General features: G+C 54.5%; 14 protein-coding genes and 1 pseudogene. 14 read left to right on the plus strand and 1 reads right to left on the minus strand.

Features of this window, described 5'->3' with window-relative positions; translation table 11 throughout:
* Position 1 precedes the first annotated feature (1 nt).
* Together H7698_RS01155 and H7698_RS01160 are read left to right on the plus strand one after the other, a co-directional pair.
* The gene (locus H7698_RS01155; protein ID WP_020300874.1) at positions 2–850 is read left to right on the plus strand and encodes a VOC family protein; all 849 of its coding nucleotides are present in this window, start codon (positions 2–4) and stop codon (positions 848–850) included.
* A gap of 43 nt (positions 851–893) precedes the next feature.
* Positions 894–2,375 carry an aldehyde dehydrogenase family protein gene (locus H7698_RS01160; RefSeq protein ID WP_047531102.1) on the plus strand — a complete coding sequence of 494 codons (1,482 nt, stop codon included), beginning with the start codon at positions 894–896 and terminating at the stop codon, positions 2,373–2,375.
* A gap of 63 nt (positions 2,376–2,438) precedes the next feature.
* Here H7698_RS01160 and H7698_RS01165 read toward each other — a convergent pair whose 3' ends face one another.
* Positions 2,439–3,503, minus strand: a complete 1,065-nt coding sequence (locus H7698_RS01165) for a hypothetical protein (protein ID WP_150580312.1) — start codon at positions 3,501–3,503, stop codon at positions 2,439–2,441.
* Positions 3,504–3,809: 306 nt separating this feature from the next.
* Here H7698_RS01165 and H7698_RS01170 point away from each other — a divergent pair, with 306 nt between their 5' ends.
* The 12 genes and pseudogenes from H7698_RS01170 to H7698_RS01220 all read left to right on the plus strand — a co-directional run bounded on the left by H7698_RS01170 (position 3,810) and on the right by H7698_RS01220 (position 15,162).
* A complete protein-coding gene (locus tag H7698_RS01170; RefSeq protein WP_020300877.1) occupies positions 3,810–5,105 on the plus strand; it encodes a PucR family transcriptional regulator in 1,296 nt (431 codons plus the stop codon).
* Positions 5,106–5,326: 221 nt separating this feature from the next.
* Positions 5,327–6,322, plus strand: a complete 996-nt coding sequence (locus H7698_RS01175; protein WP_090406428.1) for a hypothetical protein — start codon at positions 5,327–5,329, stop codon at positions 6,320–6,322.
* A 96-nt stretch (positions 6,323–6,418) separates the two neighbouring features.
* Complete coding sequence (locus tag H7698_RS01180; protein ID WP_032904495.1) at positions 6,419–7,417, plus strand: SphA family protein; 999 nt, start codon at positions 6,419–6,421, stop codon at positions 7,415–7,417.
* A 798-nt stretch (positions 7,418–8,215) separates the two neighbouring features.
* Positions 8,216–8,482 (plus strand): annotated as a pseudogene (locus H7698_RS31785) (HAMP domain-containing protein); the annotation flags it as partial.
* Between the two features lie 69 nt (positions 8,483–8,551).
* A complete protein-coding gene (locus H7698_RS31790; protein WP_371101270.1) occupies positions 8,552–9,340 on the plus strand; it encodes a methyl-accepting chemotaxis protein in 789 nt (262 codons plus the stop codon).
* A gap of 248 nt (positions 9,341–9,588) precedes the next feature.
* The gene (locus tag H7698_RS01190) at positions 9,589–10,341 is read left to right on the plus strand and encodes a hypothetical protein (RefSeq protein ID WP_032903637.1); all 753 of its coding nucleotides are present in this window, start codon (positions 9,589–9,591) and stop codon (positions 10,339–10,341) included.
* Between the two features lie 115 nt (positions 10,342–10,456).
* Positions 10,457–10,687 carry an AlpA family transcriptional regulator gene (locus H7698_RS01195; RefSeq protein ID WP_020300882.1) on the plus strand — a complete coding sequence of 77 codons (231 nt, stop codon included), beginning with the start codon at positions 10,457–10,459 and terminating at the stop codon, positions 10,685–10,687.
* Between the two features lie 4 nt (positions 10,688–10,691).
* Positions 10,692–11,534 carry a ParA family protein gene (locus tag H7698_RS01200; protein WP_020300883.1) on the plus strand — a complete coding sequence of 281 codons (843 nt, stop codon included), beginning with the start codon at positions 10,692–10,694 and terminating at the stop codon, positions 11,532–11,534.
* An 85-nt stretch (positions 11,535–11,619) separates the two neighbouring features.
* A complete protein-coding gene (locus tag H7698_RS01205) occupies positions 11,620–11,829 on the plus strand; it encodes a hypothetical protein (protein WP_076964377.1) in 210 nt (69 codons plus the stop codon).
* A gap of 14 nt (positions 11,830–11,843) precedes the next feature.
* Positions 11,844–13,430 (plus strand): ParB family protein, encoded by a 1,587-nt coding sequence (locus tag H7698_RS01210; protein ID WP_020300884.1) that lies wholly within the window; start codon positions 11,844–11,846, stop codon positions 13,428–13,430.
* Positions 13,427–13,975, plus strand: coding sequence for a DUF2857 domain-containing protein (locus H7698_RS01215; RefSeq protein ID WP_032903632.1), 549 nt, complete (start codon positions 13,427–13,429; stop codon positions 13,973–13,975). Before H7698_RS01210 ends, H7698_RS01215 begins: the two co-directional genes overlap by 4 nt.
* Positions 13,972–15,162 (plus strand): STY4528 family pathogenicity island replication protein, encoded by a 1,191-nt coding sequence (locus tag H7698_RS01220; protein ID WP_020300886.1) that lies wholly within the window; start codon positions 13,972–13,974, stop codon positions 15,160–15,162. Before H7698_RS01215 ends, H7698_RS01220 begins: the two co-directional genes overlap by 4 nt.
* The last annotated feature ends 264 nt before the right edge of the window (positions 15,163–15,426 follow it).

The raw sequence follows: 15,426 nt of genomic DNA on the forward strand, positions 1-15,426 counted from the left end.
CATGACGACCCTCCAGACTTCGACCCCTGCTCAACTGTGCTACCTGCACCTGGCAAGCAAAGAACCTCAACGCCAGGTAGATTTTTATACGCGAATGATGGACATGCGCGCATCGCCACAAGCAGATGGCAGCCAGGTGATGCGGGGGCCGAAACGAGCGGCAATCATTTCGCCAGCCGACCATAGCGGCCTGCTGGCCGCTGCCTTCAACCTCCACTCCAACGCCAAACTGGAAGCGCTGCGTCAGAACCTGATTGAGCGTGAATGCCAGATGGATCCGGTGACCTCGCCTTTACTTGAGCCAGGCGCGTTTGCCATTCGGGATCCACAGGGTCGCCAGACAATATTCGGCGTAGTACTTCCCGATACAAGTGCTGAACTGCAAGGCATGCCGTCGAGGTTGCAGCACGTTGTGTTCCAAACCACCGAGCTTGAGACGATTATCGACTTTTACGTCAACACCGTTGGCTTCACCATTTCCGACAACGTGGTCGACCAGGAAACCGGCCAGCTCATGGTGTGTTTCCTGCGCTCCGACGACGAGCATCACTCCCTCGCCTTTTTCCGTGGGTCGAAGAATGAATGGGACCACCATTGTTACGAAACCAATGAGTGGAATGACATTCGTGATTGGGGCGACCGGTTTGCCAAGGAGCGCATCAGCATTTTCTTCGGCCCTGGCCGTCATGGTCCGGGCAACAATCTGTTTTTCATGGTGGTCGATGCCGATCGGAACCGACTGGAATTCTCGGCCGAACTTGAACTGGCGCCAGCAGACCGTGAAGCCGGCGTATGGCCGCAGAGTGAGCACACTCTTAACTCCTGGGGCCGCGCCTGGATGCGCACCTGATTTTGCAGGGAAGTCAATCCATTAAATTGATCGAGTCGCCTAAATGAACAACCAGAACGCACCCGCTCCATTTGCCATTCAAGGTCATCAATACATTAACGGCCGCTGGCAGCCAGGTCGCTCAACCAAACGCCTGGACAACCGCAACCCCTTCAACAACGAGTTGCTGTTGGACATGCCGCTCGCCTCGGTCGCCGATCTGGATGAAGCCTATCTGGCCGCCGAAAAGGCACAGCTGGAGTGGGCTGCGCTACACGCCGGCCAACGGGTTATGTTGCTTGAAAAGCTTGCCGTTATCGTTGCGCAGCGCAGTGAAGAAATTATCGACTGGCTCATCAAAGAGTCGGGCAGCACTCGAATCAAGGCTGGCATCGAGTGGCAAAGCACGCTGAACCTGGTCCGAGAATGCGCGAGCATGCCGATGCAAGTAGAGGGTCGGATCTTGACCAGCTACAAGCCCGGCGAACAGAGCTTTGTGTTCCGTGATCCACTTGGCGTTGTGGGGGTGATCAGCCCATGGAATTTTCCGCTTTATCTAAGCATGCGCTCCGTTATTCCGGCCTTGGCATTAGGTAATACCGTAGTGCTGAAACCTGCGAGTGATACCGCTGTCAGCGGCGGATTGTTGATCGCCTACCTACTGGAGGCGGCGGGCTTCCCTGCGGGCACCATCAACGTTGTTGTGGGCGCCGGATCGGAAATCGGTGACGCCTTCGTGGAACATCGAGTACCCAGGCTGATCTCGTTCACCGGTTCTACGGACGTGGGGCGCAATGTCGGGCGCATCGCCACGGGTGGCAAGCACATCAAACGCGTTGCTCTTGAACTCGGTGGTAACGCGCCACTGGTGGTGCTGAATGATGCCGACGTTGAAGTGGCAGCTCACGCAGCCGTGGTCGGCCGTTTCCTGCATCAAGGGCAGATATGCATGAGCGTCAACCGAGTGATTGTTGATCGCACCTTATACCCGGCGTTTGCAGAACTTGTGGTGGAGAGGGTCAGCAAGCTGAAAGTGGGTAACCCTAATGATGCGGACACCGTGATTGGGCCTGTCGTCAATCAATCGCAATTGAATGGCCTGTTACGCAAGATTGATCAGGCACACAGCGCTGGCCTGACTAAACTGTTCGGCGCTTCAGCCAACGGTCTGTTGCTCCCACCGCATGTTTTCGGCAACGTAAAAGCCGATGACGCCCTGGCGGTAGATGAAACATTTGGCCCACTGTTACCAATGCTCATAGCCGACGATGAAGCGCACGCCCTGCGACTTGCGAATGCCAGCGAGTATGGGTTGTCCAGTGCGGTATTCACCCAAGACATGGCGCGCGGGTTGCAGTTCGCTCGTGGCATCGTCGCCGGCATGACGCACATCAACGACATCACCGTCGATGACCAGCCAAACGCGCCCTTCGGAGGTGAAAAGAACTCCGGGCTCGGGCGTTTCAACGGTCATTATGCCGTCGATGAATTCACTCGCGCACACTGGGTGACCTGGCAGCCAGGTGGTCACCACTACCCTTTTTAATGCACCACGCAGTCAGCCCCTGTCGGGGCTGATTGTCATGCAGGGCAACAAGGTGAGTTGGCGTTACTCGTCGCCGCCCAAAGCCGCTACCTGAGCCTCTATGGACTTGATGCTTTGTTTGTCGGCTGCATTTTGCGGTGTAACGCCATCGCCCAAAGCGGCATGAAAAGGGCAACCGACAAATTTAGGATCATTCTTGTACGTTTCGACGTAATGCTCGGGGAATTGCTTGTCCAGCGCCTGGATGCCCTTTCGCACTTCGGCTTTATCTTCACTGGACATGTTCATCCGCTCTTCGATATAGGCTTCAGTCGGATCGTCGGCATTCATTTCCATCATGCCCATCATGTAGCCGGCCAGTTGCGGCAAAAGCTGGGCCGCGGCGGGGTCAGGGCGGTCGACCTGCATGGTGTCGAGCGTGGTGGTCAATGACATGGCGCGCAGTAACTGATGGCCAAACCAATGCAACTCCTTGGGGAAGAAGCGGAAGACAAACTGCTCATGAATCGCCGTGATAATGAGATTGCCACGTTCAAGCTTGGGTTTTGGAGCATTTTCGAAGGCTTCGCAAAATTCCACGAGCGCGTCGAAACTATCCGGGTAACCAGTGATCGGCTGATCGTTTTCAGCACGGAAGAGTTTGCACATGTCACGCCAGAACAAGTGCGCGGCAATCTTCTCGTTCTCGGAGAGGCCCGGGGCGCCCATCTTCAACTTCAGACGGTGCATTGTGATGGCGGTGAATGCACAGACGTACACGTAATCGTCATTATAAGAAAAGGCACCGGGATACTGCTTGGCCCAATGCGCATGAAGATTATTAATACCTTCAACCGACTTGATGGTGCGGCTGTCTTCAGGACCGTAGAACCACCACAGCGCATTGGCGCTGCCGGTCTGCTCTACACGCGAGGTGGACCGTGAAACGACTTTGCCACCGTCTTCACGCCAGACCGCTCTGGAGCCCCAATCGGTGACGACAAAATTAGGGAAGGTCAACGCGTAGATGAAGTTCTGCATGAAGTCGTTCAGCCCGTAGCTGTTCGATAAACGCCAGATTTCAATGTAATCCTTGCTTGGGTCGAGGCTTTGGATTTTGGCTCGAATCCACTTTTTAGGGGCAGACATGTAGATCCTCTCTTCGCTTGAGTGCACATAGTGAATACGAAAATAGAGGCCTCTGATCAGCGGCCTTCAGTCGTCAGACAGAAGCGCTCATGGCGCAACGTCTGGGTGCTCTCGATTTAAAAACACCACCACTTACGATAGGGCCTCGCCCCGGGCCAGTCTCCGGTCTGTCCATCCAAGCTCGACGGCGTTTTTGGTATTGCAGTATCACCGCGACGCTATACTGCAATCACAGTGCGCTGGATCCCCACGGGCGGCTGCGTGATGCGTACATAAATAATCATTACGACTCACAGGGAGTACCGTTTGACTACTGATCTCTATTCTCACCTGCAGCCAAAAGGCTCGGTCGAGGACGCTTTTTCCAAGGCGGTGATTGGTCAGCATCATCTGACCAATGCTGTGTTGAAGATGGGTGAAGGTGCGGTGGCCTGGGCGCTTGAGGAGGCCGCCAGTTCCCTCAAGCGCTTGCAGGACGAATTTCAAACGGTGCCTGACTTGCCGACGCCAGAGATACGCCTCAACCTTGAAACGCTCATCCTCGATATATTCATGAGTTCGTTATCGAGAAACAGTGAGCACTTTACGCTGAAATTGATCCCTTCAATGGCGCGACAAGCTGCACGTCGCGAAGTACCGTTCAGCAGCATCGTCAAAAACATGCGAGCCAACCAGACTATCTGGGTCAATCATTTTTTCACCGCGTCGGCGTCCAGGACTTTTGCACCCTCAACGGTTCAACGGTTAGTCACCAACGGTGCATGCGTGGTGGATGAAATCATCGAGCACTTTGTGCTGTGCTACCTGGACGAGCGTCAGGTGCTGATGGAAAGTCAAATCGCGAGACGCCGCGCCCTTGTGGAAAAGTTGATCGGCAATGCGGGCGCGCTTCAACCATTCGAGCTAAAGCAAATCAAAAAAGATCATGGCCTGGATCTTGAGCATTTCCATGTCGGTATCATTATTTCTGATCTCAACACCAAGCTCAGCTCAGACTTGGGTGAGTTACAACGCAATTTACAAGATGCAATCATCGGCGATACACCGCTGGTAGTTTCCTTCACTCAGCATTTGACATGGGCTTGGGTCAGTACACCGCGCGCCCCTACTCCGACCCAACTGAAACGACTTGAAGAAACACTGGGGCAATTAAGTGGAACTCAATGTGCACTGGGTGAACCAGCGAAGGGCCCTGCTGGGTTCAGGCGTACTCATCTTCAAGCCAGAGATGTCAGTAGCGTTGCAATCCTTTCCCCAATCAAAGGCGTCATGCGCTGGGCTGACCATGTCCTGACGATCCTGGTCGGTCAGGATCTTGAAAAGGCCGCGTGGTATGTCGACTCCGTGCTCGGACCTCTGGCAAACAAATCAGAGAAAGCCGGCGGCTACCGCCAAACACTCAGCGCTTACTTGCAGTCAGGCAACAGCTTGCTCCACGGTGCTGAAGCGCTAGGTATTCACCGCAACACGCTAGTGTATCGACTGCAACAGATAGAACTACTGCTGGGTTGTCCTATCAAGCAACGAGAGCTCGAAATACGCTGCGCCTTGCACCTGATCACCCAGTACGAGGGCCGTGTCCTCAAGCATGAAAGGGAATAGAAACAGGTAAACAGTGAGATTGATGTATCCCAGTCGATAGACCATCAACGCACGTTTCAAGCGCTCGAGGGCCGCCGTACTGCAATACCAAAACCAATCATTATTTTGGTTTTCCGGCCTAATGACTGCGCTCGGTACTTCTTCTAACTTGTAAGCCATCCGCAGGAAGCGCAATGACCATGCGCCCAGTGAGATGACAACAAAAATAAGAGGAAAACCCGATGACCCGCAAATGGATCGCCGCGCGTATTGATCAGCTCGACCCTGCTACCGACTATGACGAGATCTGGAAACTCTCTGCGGCTTATCGGCCAACCGACTTCATCATGAATCTTGTGTACGCCGTCACTTTCCCTCACTTCTTCGTAAGGGAACTGGACGCGTTGCCTCTCATTGACAACGGTGACGGGAAAATTCTAAAAAACTCATTCAGACGCTCCGATGACACATCCTGGAAGATGCAGGTTTGGTGGCATTACGGTTCACACCACGACAAGACCCGCGAAAACGTTGAGTCGATAAACAAAATACACTCCCACTACGCTCAGCGATTTGGCGAGAGCTTCAGCCGCAACGACACCTACGTCTACACGCTTTGCTATGAAGCAGCCGGCATGCATCGCCTGATGCAACGCGTAGGTATGGCGGGCATGAGCGAAAAAGAGAAGCTCGCCGCTGTTAAATACTGGCACCAGATGTCAACCATTTTTCGCAACGCCGGGACGGGCGAAGCGATTACAGGCTTCCCTGATTCCTTTGATGGAATCATGGCCTTCATGGATCGCTGGGAAAGTGAGGATGTTCCCAAACACGACATGGGCCCACCGGCGGCGCGAGCAATAATCCAACAGTTCGCCGATCGTTATTTTCCAAAGTTCTCACACTCTCTGGTATTTGCCTGGGTGATCAGTCTTTATCCCGATCATCTGATCCGCGCCTACGAACTCAAACGACCCTCACCGTTGGCCAGGAAAGCATTGCGTTTGTTTACTGCCGGTTTTCTGTGGATGGGGGAAAAGGTGATCCCTGATCCGAAGGACACCTTCACGGAACGCCGGCAAGTGGCGCATGCCGCCAAGCGCGCTGCGGGTGCATCTAAAACACCAGATCAGCAGAGCGAGCAGGCGAAAGTCGCGGGTTGCCCTTTCCATCGATTCAGAGCAAAGCCCTCAGCGTCTGATGCCGCGAGCCCAGGTACCACGCAAGCAAAAAAATAATGTGCCAAAAGCACATTGGTACCAGATTGCTTGATGCAAAAGCACTCTGGGAATTACCAAATAGCGCCAAAAAAAATAACAATAGAGCCAACAACGATGAACACAATAAAAAAAATTTGTCCAGCCTTGCTAGTCCTCGCCACTCTCTCGTCCCTAGAAACTGTAGCCGCCAACGGCCCTCCACCGCCTAGCGTTGGGGAGCCGAACGGGATCAATCTGGGAGGCACCAGTTTTTACGATGGATTTGCCGGCCTGCCCGGCTTTTCGTTCCAGCAATACTTGAAGTACACCAGCGCCAGTTCGATTCGAAATAACTCGGGTAAGGAAATCAAAGACTTTGATAACCCGAAGATCAATGTCACCAGCCTGATCAACCAACTCAGCTATTACTCGCCCAACACTATTGGCGCGGGCGCACACCTGGGCTGGAACATCATTGTGCCGATCGTTTCACTCGACGGTGACTTTGGTAGCAACGGTCCACAACTCAAGGACAACGCCACTGGAGTTGGCGACGTCACCACCGGCCCGCTGGTGCAGTTCGATCCTATTGTCGATGAGCATGGACGACCTATTTTCGTCCAGCGCCTGGCACTGGATGTGTTGTTACCCGTCGGTAAATACGATGAACACAAGGACCTCAACCAAGGATCTAACTTCTACTCGATCAATCCTTACTGGGCGGCGACCTGGATGCCCGCACCCCGCTGGGAAGTGAGCTGGCGCTTGCACTATCTGCAAAACTTTAAAAACAAGGACCCAGCCAGCAGTTCAGTGCAACTGTTCGAAGGTCAGCCTGTGCGTGATACCCAGGCAGGCAAAGCGGCATGGATTAACTTTACTGCCTCCTATGAAGTGATACCCAACGTCTCAGTTGGCCTCAATGGGTATTACTTCAAACAAATAAGTGATGATGAGGTCAATGGTCACCGCCTCGCCGACTCTCGCGAAAAAGTGCTTGGGATTGGCCCTGGGGTGTTCTGGAAAGTAGGCGATGGTGATGGTGTCTGGTTCAACACTTATCGTGAGACCGAAGTAGAGAACCGCGCACGCAACGACTACGTCGTGCAGGTACGTTACGCGCACACCTTTTGAGGTCAAGAGCATTATCCTCGATGTAGCGATACGTCGAGGTGGCGCTCAACTCTTCCCCGCCACGGACGCGTTGGCTTCCAAGTTAACCGTTCGTCGAAATAAATATTGGATATGGAAGTGGGTCGACAAATGGAAGGTGGGCCTCAACGAGCTGAACGGCAATCTGCAGGTAACTCCTACCGAGCACAATAGCCGTTCGTGTGTCTTTTGCGTTTGTCCGGCTGCACTGAAGATTAGCGCTACCGAGAACATATCCGTCGTTCACACCGAGATCGCCTATGACTTGTGCTACCTCAGTAATGCTTAATTCTACACAAATTTCAGATCCGCGTTTCGCCGATTATCTCGCCTACTCCGCAATGCCGCGAGTCGCATCAGGATGAAATTAACCCTGCATCGTTTCTGCTGAAAGACCACGCCAATAAAACGAGATCCATGATGCAATATTCGCTCGCAGGCAAAATGATGATGACGCTCACACTGGTCATGCTTTGCGTTTCACTCGCTGTCGCGACGCTCAACTATCAATTCACGTCTCGGGAGTTGAGCAGACAGCAACTCAGGCAAGCCACTACGTTACTTGAGCTTGCGGCACAATCCCTAAGCGAACCGCTCGCGAGTGGTAATCAGGCTCAGATCGAAAACTTGCTGAATGAACTGTTGCGCGCCCCCGATGTTAATGGACTAACGGTGCGCGATTCCCGTACGCAACGTTCAACTTCTGTCAGTCAGAAAAACGCGGCTAATGTCTCCTTCCGGCTCAACACACAGGTAATGCATCATGGTCAGGCGCTGGCTATGCTGGATATTGAGTTCAACAACCAGGCGCTGAGAACGACCCTGAAAACTGTATTACTGCAAAACTTGGCAGTCACCGCAGTTTTGTTGCTCGCTACCTTGGGGACTGTGTGGCTATTGACCCGGCGTCACATTCTGCGACCAGTCAAAGAGGTCAGCCTTTGCCTGGCGCAGATAGCACGAGGTGAAGCTGACTTGAGTAAACGCCTAGATGCCAGTTGCCCTGATGAAATTGGTGAGTTGGCTGGCAACTTCAACCTAGTGCTTGAACGGCTATCGAACCTGATTGCGGATGTCGGGCTCGTCTCTAGCGCTCTCGATCAGCATGCCGGTGAAATGGACATAACAACTGGTCACACCTCGCACGCTACCGCCCAGCAGGTTCAGCAGGTCGAATCCGTAGCCGCTTCCGTGCAGCAACTCGCTCGATCCGCCATCCAGGTTGCCAGACACGCCTCGAGCACTAGCGCACAAACACGCGAGTCGGCAGCCCATGTCTGCGAAGGGAACGCCATGATGGACGCCAGCCAGCAAATGGTCGAACGCCTGGGGACACAGATAGCCCATACCGCTCTGAAACTGGGTGACTTGATGCGAGACAGCGAGGGGATCGGTGCGATGGTGGTCACTATTCGCGGGATCGCCGAGCAGACCAACCTTCTCGCCCTGAACGCCGCCATCGAAGCCGCACGAGCCGGTGAGCAAGGACGAGGATTTGCCGTGGTCGCTGACGAAGTCCGTGCCCTGGCGCTAAAAACCCGCCAGTCGACCGAAGTCATTGAAAATATTGTCACCCAGTTACAGGGCGCAGCGCATCAGGCACGAGAAGCCATGGAGGGTTGCCAGAATGCGCTGCAGGATGCGGTGGGCACCTCACGGCAAGTCGGTGAGTTCCTGACGCGAATCAGCGAAAACATTCAGGGCATCAATGAAATGAACCAACACATTGCTTTGGCTGCTCAGGAGCAGAGTACTGTCGCGGAAACGGTGAACGAAAATATCATCACCATTCACCGACTGAGTGATGGAGTCTCCCACTATGTCAATGACCTGGCTGATGGAGCACGACTCCTGAATAAGCAAAGTCAGTTGCTGCACCACAGAATAAGCTCTTTCAAAGTCTAGCGATGCATAGGTTATTGGGAGAAGCACCGTGGTGCTGTGCGTCTAAATCGTCAATTGAAACAAGCGTAAGAACTCGATAACCAGAGTGCATTAGGTGCTTAATGCTCGGATCTCTCACGAAAAAAAGGATATCGATTTACCAACAAATAAAACCGAATCAAGGGACAGTTGCCGCACGGAAGCCCAGCTAGTAAAGGCCATAAAAACGTAGTTAGCGGATCTGCTCCCTCGAATATGAGGCTGCTCCTATGTATGAACCCGACAGCTACAACGTTTTTGCAAAAATTTTTTATCGGCCCATTGACGCAGCTATACGCTGGTGCAATCTCATGGCTCATGAAACCCAAATACTAGAATCGGCTTGGGACTGTCCTGCGCTCCTGTCAAAATACTTCCCCCAATGGCCGTGCCTACAGGCAAATACCGAAAAAATTATAGATGCCATTCGCCATGGCGACCTGGCCTATGGCTGCTTCGGCGTGTCGGTCACGATTGGCACGCCCATCGATTGCAGTCAGATAACTATCCGCCATACTGACCTCAGAGTTTGGATGGCGCGCTACTACCCTGACCAAAGACCAAGCTTTCTTTTCGAACAGTCCTTCAACCAACAAGGAGCTATCAGCCCTGGCACCTATCTGGCCTTACAAGCCGACCGAGATGCAATGCAATTGCGGATAAAAAATATAGAAGCGTCTTATCAACAACTACTCGATGAGCTTGAGGCAATGGGGTTGGAAAGAGAAAATATCCATCAGTTACTAAAGTCCAACAGTAAACTCAGTGACCGCAGTGAAATCGGCTACCTGAAAGTCATAGGGGCGTTGCTTGAACTAATCTTAGGACACTCGCCATCAGGTAAACCGCACTCAGTATTTGATAGTCAATCCTCCATCGTCAATTCCATCTCAGCTCATCGCAAAGACGATCCTGGCCTGAGCAAACGCACGCTGGATGCAAAGTTCGCCGCAGCCAATCGCATACTCAAAAAAGGTATCTGAGTGGAGCAATTGCACTGCAATACCTCTGATTGCAGTGCAATGACTCTCCCCCACTTCTGCTATTCAATTCAGGTCACTTCCCACCACGCGCCAATCGGCGCCAGGAGTGACCAGCATGTCCAGCCAATCCTTACCCATCGTTGAAGCACCTCAACTGCAGGTAGAACGCCACATCATGCGACGTGACGAGGTGGAGCGAAAAACCGGCTTCAAACGCGCGCACATCTACAACCTGATGAAGGAAGGTAAATTCCCTCAGGCTAAACGCATTGGATTGCGGGCAGTCGGTTGGGACTCGCTAGAAATCGAGCAGTGGGTCGTTGAACGCTTAGGCAAACAGGCCTGATGCCATGCGTGTGGTATCGGTGGTTTCCACCAAAGGCGGGGTGGGCAAAACCACAGTAGCCGCCAATCTCGGCGGCCTACTGGCTGACGCAGGCCTACGCGTCCTGCTACTGGATCTGGATAGCCAACCCACCCTCTCCAGCTATTACGCCTTGAGCCAGAAGGCTGATGTCGGTGCGTACGAGTTCATCGCACTCAACCTAGCTATGCCTGCCCAGATTATTTCCAGGACAGTGATTGCAGGGCTCGATCTGATCGTCTCCAACGACGATCAAGGTCGACTGAGTACCTTGCTGCTGCACGCCCCTGACGGGCGATTACGCCTACGCAATCTGCTCGACAACTTCCGCGCCCGTTACGACCTGCTTTTGATCGACACCCAAGGTGCGCGTAGCGTGCTGCTGGAGATGGCCATCCTGGCCTCCGACCTTGCCCTCTCTCCCATCACCCCGGAAATGCTCGCCGCCCGCGAACTGCAGCGTGGCACCTTGAAGCTACTCAGCGAACTCGAACCTTTCCGCCACCTGGGCATTCCACCCCCACCCTTACGACTGCTCCTGAACCAGGTGAATGCCATTCGAGTGGACACCCGGATGATCATCCGTGGCCTGCGCGAGACCTTCGCAGGGGCTAACAACATCTCGGTTCTAGACACCGCAATTCCGGAGCGAGTGGCGTACCTCAACGCCGCCTCCCTTGGCCTACCGGTCCACCGAGTCGAGACACGCCAGTCACGGGAACGACGCTCGCCATCCGCGATGGAAACCATGCAAGCGCTGGCCATCGAGTTGTTTCCGGAATGGCGCGAAGCGATTTCTAGGGTGGGCAGGTGCACGGAGGTTAAATGACACCATTCACCATGCCGGCACTTCTCGCCCAATCATTGTGTTTGCTCGACCTTATAGCCAACAGCGTTTGGCAAGGAGTCTTCTGATGTTGGATCAACTTCCCATCATCGCTCCACCATTCACTCGACCACACCACCCATCTGGCGATGAATACTGCACTGTCGTCTTTCGCCTGCAGGGTGGACGCTCGGCCATGGGTTGGCTCCTCGCAGAGCTTTCCAGACATTTCGAAGGTTCGGGGACTGCCAAGATCGTCAAGTTCGAGGTCGGTGACCATTTGCGTAACCGGCGTTAACTGAGGTTGTTCCGATGAAGAAGCTCAGTCAGGCGCAGATCACCGACAAGCTGCACCAGGACCACTTCCCTCGAGGTCCAGAACTGGAGCGGCTATCCGATCCACTTACTGACACGCCTATGCTGGTCACTCTGGAGCAGTTGCGGCCCTACGAACACAACCCTCGATTCATTCGTAATCCGCTGTATGACGATATCAAGGCTTCGATCCGTGAACGCGGGCTGGATCAACCACCGCCGATTACCCGTCGCCCGGGAGAAACCTATTTCATCATCCGCAACGGCGGTAATACGCGCTTGGCGATTCTCGGCGAGCTGTGGCAGGAAACTCGCGACGAGCGTTTCTTTCGGATTCACTGCCTGTTCCGACCTTGGAGCAATGAAACCAACGCCCTACTCGGCCATTTGGCGGAAAGCGATCTGCACGGCCAACTCACGTTCATCGAACGGGCTCTGGCGGTAGCCAAACTCAAAACCATGCTTGAATCGGATGGCCCACAGCTCTCACAACGGGAGCTGGCTCGACGTCTTGCCGCTGGGGGCTATCCGATTTCACAGTCGCACATCAGCCGGATGCTGGACACCCTCGAACACTTATTACCCGCCATTCCACAAACTCTGTATGCCGGGTTGGGTAAGCCTCAGATAGAGCGTCTGATCGGTCTACGTAGTCAGGCTGAGCGAATCTGGAACCGTTATCCAACTGCCACAGTTGCATTTGCAGAGTTCTGGCTGGAATCCATGGGTTACTTCGATTGCGATCCTGAATCCTTTGATCTTGAGAAGATCCAGGATGAATTACTCGAACGCATGAGCCGCTTGCTCGGACAGTCCTACCGTATGCTGGCCCTGGAGCTGAGCGATACCCAACGGGTCGTATCCACGCCTGGGGCTGTCACTACCAGGCCCTCAGAGAACATCTATTCGCCAAGCGAACATGAAGCCGCGGCAGAACCGCCCTCCTCCGACACTGAATCACAATCAACCCAGGTCGAGAGCAGGATAGAGTCAGTTTCAGAAGAACTGCTCGCAGAACCCGAAACAAATGTTTCACCAGCGGTCAATCCTCGATCACGCGTTCAACAGATTCGTGAGCAAATCGATCGCGAGATAGCCACCAAAGCGACGTCTCCAGTCGAAACCTGCCCAATCGACGACCTCTGGACGATCACACCAACGCTGGATACACCCGAACAACTGCGTTTAGCCATTGCCGGACTGGCGCGAGAAATGGCGGCCTATGCCGGATACCCCGAGAGCATCATCGGTCAGCCGCTTGGCTTGGGCTTCGCCCTGAACATCGAGCGAGTTGATCTTGCAGCGCCTCACGCAACCGGCGTTCACCTACTGCTCATGGCCCTGCTGCGCGCTCAAGACGACGTCAACTGGGAAGATCGTAAGCAACTGCCGTCAGCGCTGTTCGGCCAATTGTTGCTGGGGATCTATCAACTCCCGCTCACAAATCGTCCCGCCGTGGACGTGGGACTGGAGCGGCTGCCCGACAGGCTGTTAATCAAACTGTATCGCCTGATCCGCCTGGCCCGGCGTCTGATCGACTTAACGATTCCCCCTGAAGATAGCTCACCGAAGGAGCTGCCATGAACCTGTCCTTCAATGTGCTCAACCAGGCCATGCTGACCCAGATACTGCATGAGCTGCGCCAGGGTAACCTGCAGCGCTGCAAGGCACTCGGACTGGGTGAGGACGACATCTACCTGTTGCAATCCTTACCGCCCACTACGTTGTCGCGCCTGGCCCATGCAACCATCCCCTGGGTTGAGATCAAGATTGACTCGCCGGTGCTGCATCGGTTGATCGAGCAAGCCGAACGTGACGAGCAGAACGAGCGCTTGATCAACCGCGCGCTCAAGCTCGGCGCCAGCAGCACCATCATGTACCAATGCTTTGGCTTGGCGCATTCGGAAACCGCCCTGCGTCGACGTCTGCTCAAGATAGAAACCCGAAAAGGTCGCCCTCAGAATTTGAGCGAGGCGCAGGAGCATGCGCTCTGGCAGCGTTGGTGCCAACTACGCGCTCAGGACAGTACCGAGGACCAGCTCGACGCCATGATGATGCTGGCGGAGGAGCAACAAGTCAGCTTGACCATCGTCTGGCAACAAATCGACCAGTACAGCAACGGCACATGAACACAGCCCCTTCCAGTCGTTGGCAGCGTGTCCTGCAGCAATGCACCCAGCATCTGAGTGAACGCTGGCCCGTACGCCCTACCACTGAACAACCCTCCAACCAGGCCCTGCAAGCTGGCTTTCTATTCAGTGGCCAATCTCACGAAGTCGTGCCACGTCGGCTGCTGTTGGATAGTCGGTTGACGCCGTTGGAACGCAATGCCTGGCAGGTGTTTCGACTCATGCTGCAAGGCCAGGGCGTGGTCACGCCGCGCTATGAGGATTTGCAGCCTTACCTGTCGAGCGTGCCCTACGGTGCGTCAGCCTCCCGTGAAACCATTGCTCGGGTGTTGACGATGCTCAGGTTGACGCGCTGGCTCAGTTTGGTGAGTCGCGGACGCGATCAGCTCAGCGGACGTCTTCAAGGTTTTCTGTATGTTCTGCACGATGAGCCGTTAACCCCCGCCGAAGCCATGGAACTGGATCAGGATTACCTGGCGCTGGTCGGGCATGCCCTCGGTCATGCGACGAAGGCGGTGCGTATTGTCGCTCAGCACGTTGTGGAGGAAGTCCGCCAGGACACGAATATCGATCGTGATCGGTTACCGACGCGGCTCGACAGCTGGGGCGAACACTGGACGCAGCAAGGATTGGATCAGCCAGCCGTTGATGCCTTCCACGATTCCGAACGGGAGGAAGATCACCGCGTTCGGAATCGTGCAGGCCCTCGTTCGGATTCCGAACCGGGCCTGAACGTCAATGTTTCAGACACCGTTCGGAATCCGAACGCCGCCTGTACTGTATTAAAAGAAAGTATTTGTACAGTACCGCGCGCGACCGCAGCGGTGGATAACCTGCACTGGCCCGCTGCGCTGCACCTGAGCCCAAGCGAGCGTCAGGCCGTCGCCGTGGCGCTGAACAAACTCAAACCAGCGGATCGGCAGGCGGTGCTCAACGAAGCGGGAGCACGTTGTGCGGCCGGTGGAATCCGCAAGCCAGCGGCGTATCTGATGGGCCTGATCCAGCGCGCACTGAAAGGTGACTTTCGTCCTTGGGCAGGTCAGGCCGAACCTTCACCCATTGCAGAATCACCTCCACCCGCTCCCTCGCGGCCATCTCGACAACAGGGCGAACCCGCGTCTGCCCTCGCACAAGCGTGCCTGAATGAGCTGCGCCAACTGCGTGGCAAACGCGGTGGACCTCAGTAGATTTGATGCCAGTGGCATCAAATCCATGGTGTTCCACTCTACGAACACATCGGACCAAACTATGAAACTCTTAGGGAAAAGCCGGGACATCTCTTTCGATGAACGTAGACGTCAGTAGATTTGATGCCGGTGGCATCAAATCTACTGACGTCTCCATAATTAGCCCTCTTAAACCAAACCGAACAGACCGCATTCAGTTTTTTGGCTGTCCTTGACCCTCATCTGCCGCAACGTTTCCGTCCAAGCGAATGCGAGGACAACGCC

Source organism: Pseudomonas sp. p50(2008), from assembly GCF_015351605.1.
Classification (GTDB): domain Bacteria; phylum Pseudomonadota; class Gammaproteobacteria; order Pseudomonadales; family Pseudomonadaceae; genus Aquipseudomonas.

What these genes read in the sequence shown, in the direction of transcription:
- H7698_RS01190 (WP_032903637.1), top strand. Translation starts at nt 9,589, where the DNA reads ATGTATGAACCCGACAGCTACAACGTTTTTGCAAAAATTTTTTATCGG.
- H7698_RS01215 (WP_032903632.1), top strand. Translation starts at nt 13,427, where the DNA reads ATGAACCTGTCCTTCAATGTGCTCAACCAGGCCATGCTGACCCAGATA.
- H7698_RS01220 (WP_020300886.1), top strand. Translation starts at nt 13,972, where the DNA reads ATGAACACAGCCCCTTCCAGTCGTTGGCAGCGTGTCCTGCAGCAATGC.
- H7698_RS01200 (WP_020300883.1), top strand. Translation starts at nt 10,692, where the DNA reads ATGCGTGTGGTATCGGTGGTTTCCACCAAAGGCGGGGTGGGCAAAACC.
- H7698_RS01205 (WP_076964377.1), top strand. Translation starts at nt 11,620, where the DNA reads ATGTTGGATCAACTTCCCATCATCGCTCCACCATTCACTCGACCACAC.
- H7698_RS01180 (WP_032904495.1), top strand. Translation starts at nt 6,419, where the DNA reads ATGAACACAATAAAAAAAATTTGTCCAGCCTTGCTAGTCCTCGCCACT.
- H7698_RS01165 (WP_150580312.1), bottom strand. Translation starts at nt 3,503, where the DNA reads ATGTCTGCCCCTAAAAAGTGGATTCGAGCCAAAATCCAAAGCCTCGAC.
- H7698_RS31790 (WP_371101270.1), top strand. Translation starts at nt 8,552, where the DNA reads ATGGACATAACAACTGGTCACACCTCGCACGCTACCGCCCAGCAGGTT.
- H7698_RS01155 (WP_020300874.1), top strand. Translation starts at nt 2, where the DNA reads ATGACGACCCTCCAGACTTCGACCCCTGCTCAACTGTGCTACCTGCAC.
- H7698_RS01210 (WP_020300884.1), top strand. Translation starts at nt 11,844, where the DNA reads ATGAAGAAGCTCAGTCAGGCGCAGATCACCGACAAGCTGCACCAGGAC.
- H7698_RS01175 (WP_090406428.1), top strand. Translation starts at nt 5,327, where the DNA reads ATGACCCGCAAATGGATCGCCGCGCGTATTGATCAGCTCGACCCTGCT.
- H7698_RS01160 (WP_047531102.1), top strand. Translation starts at nt 894, where the DNA reads ATGAACAACCAGAACGCACCCGCTCCATTTGCCATTCAAGGTCATCAA.
- H7698_RS01195 (WP_020300882.1), top strand. Translation starts at nt 10,457, where the DNA reads ATGTCCAGCCAATCCTTACCCATCGTTGAAGCACCTCAACTGCAGGTA.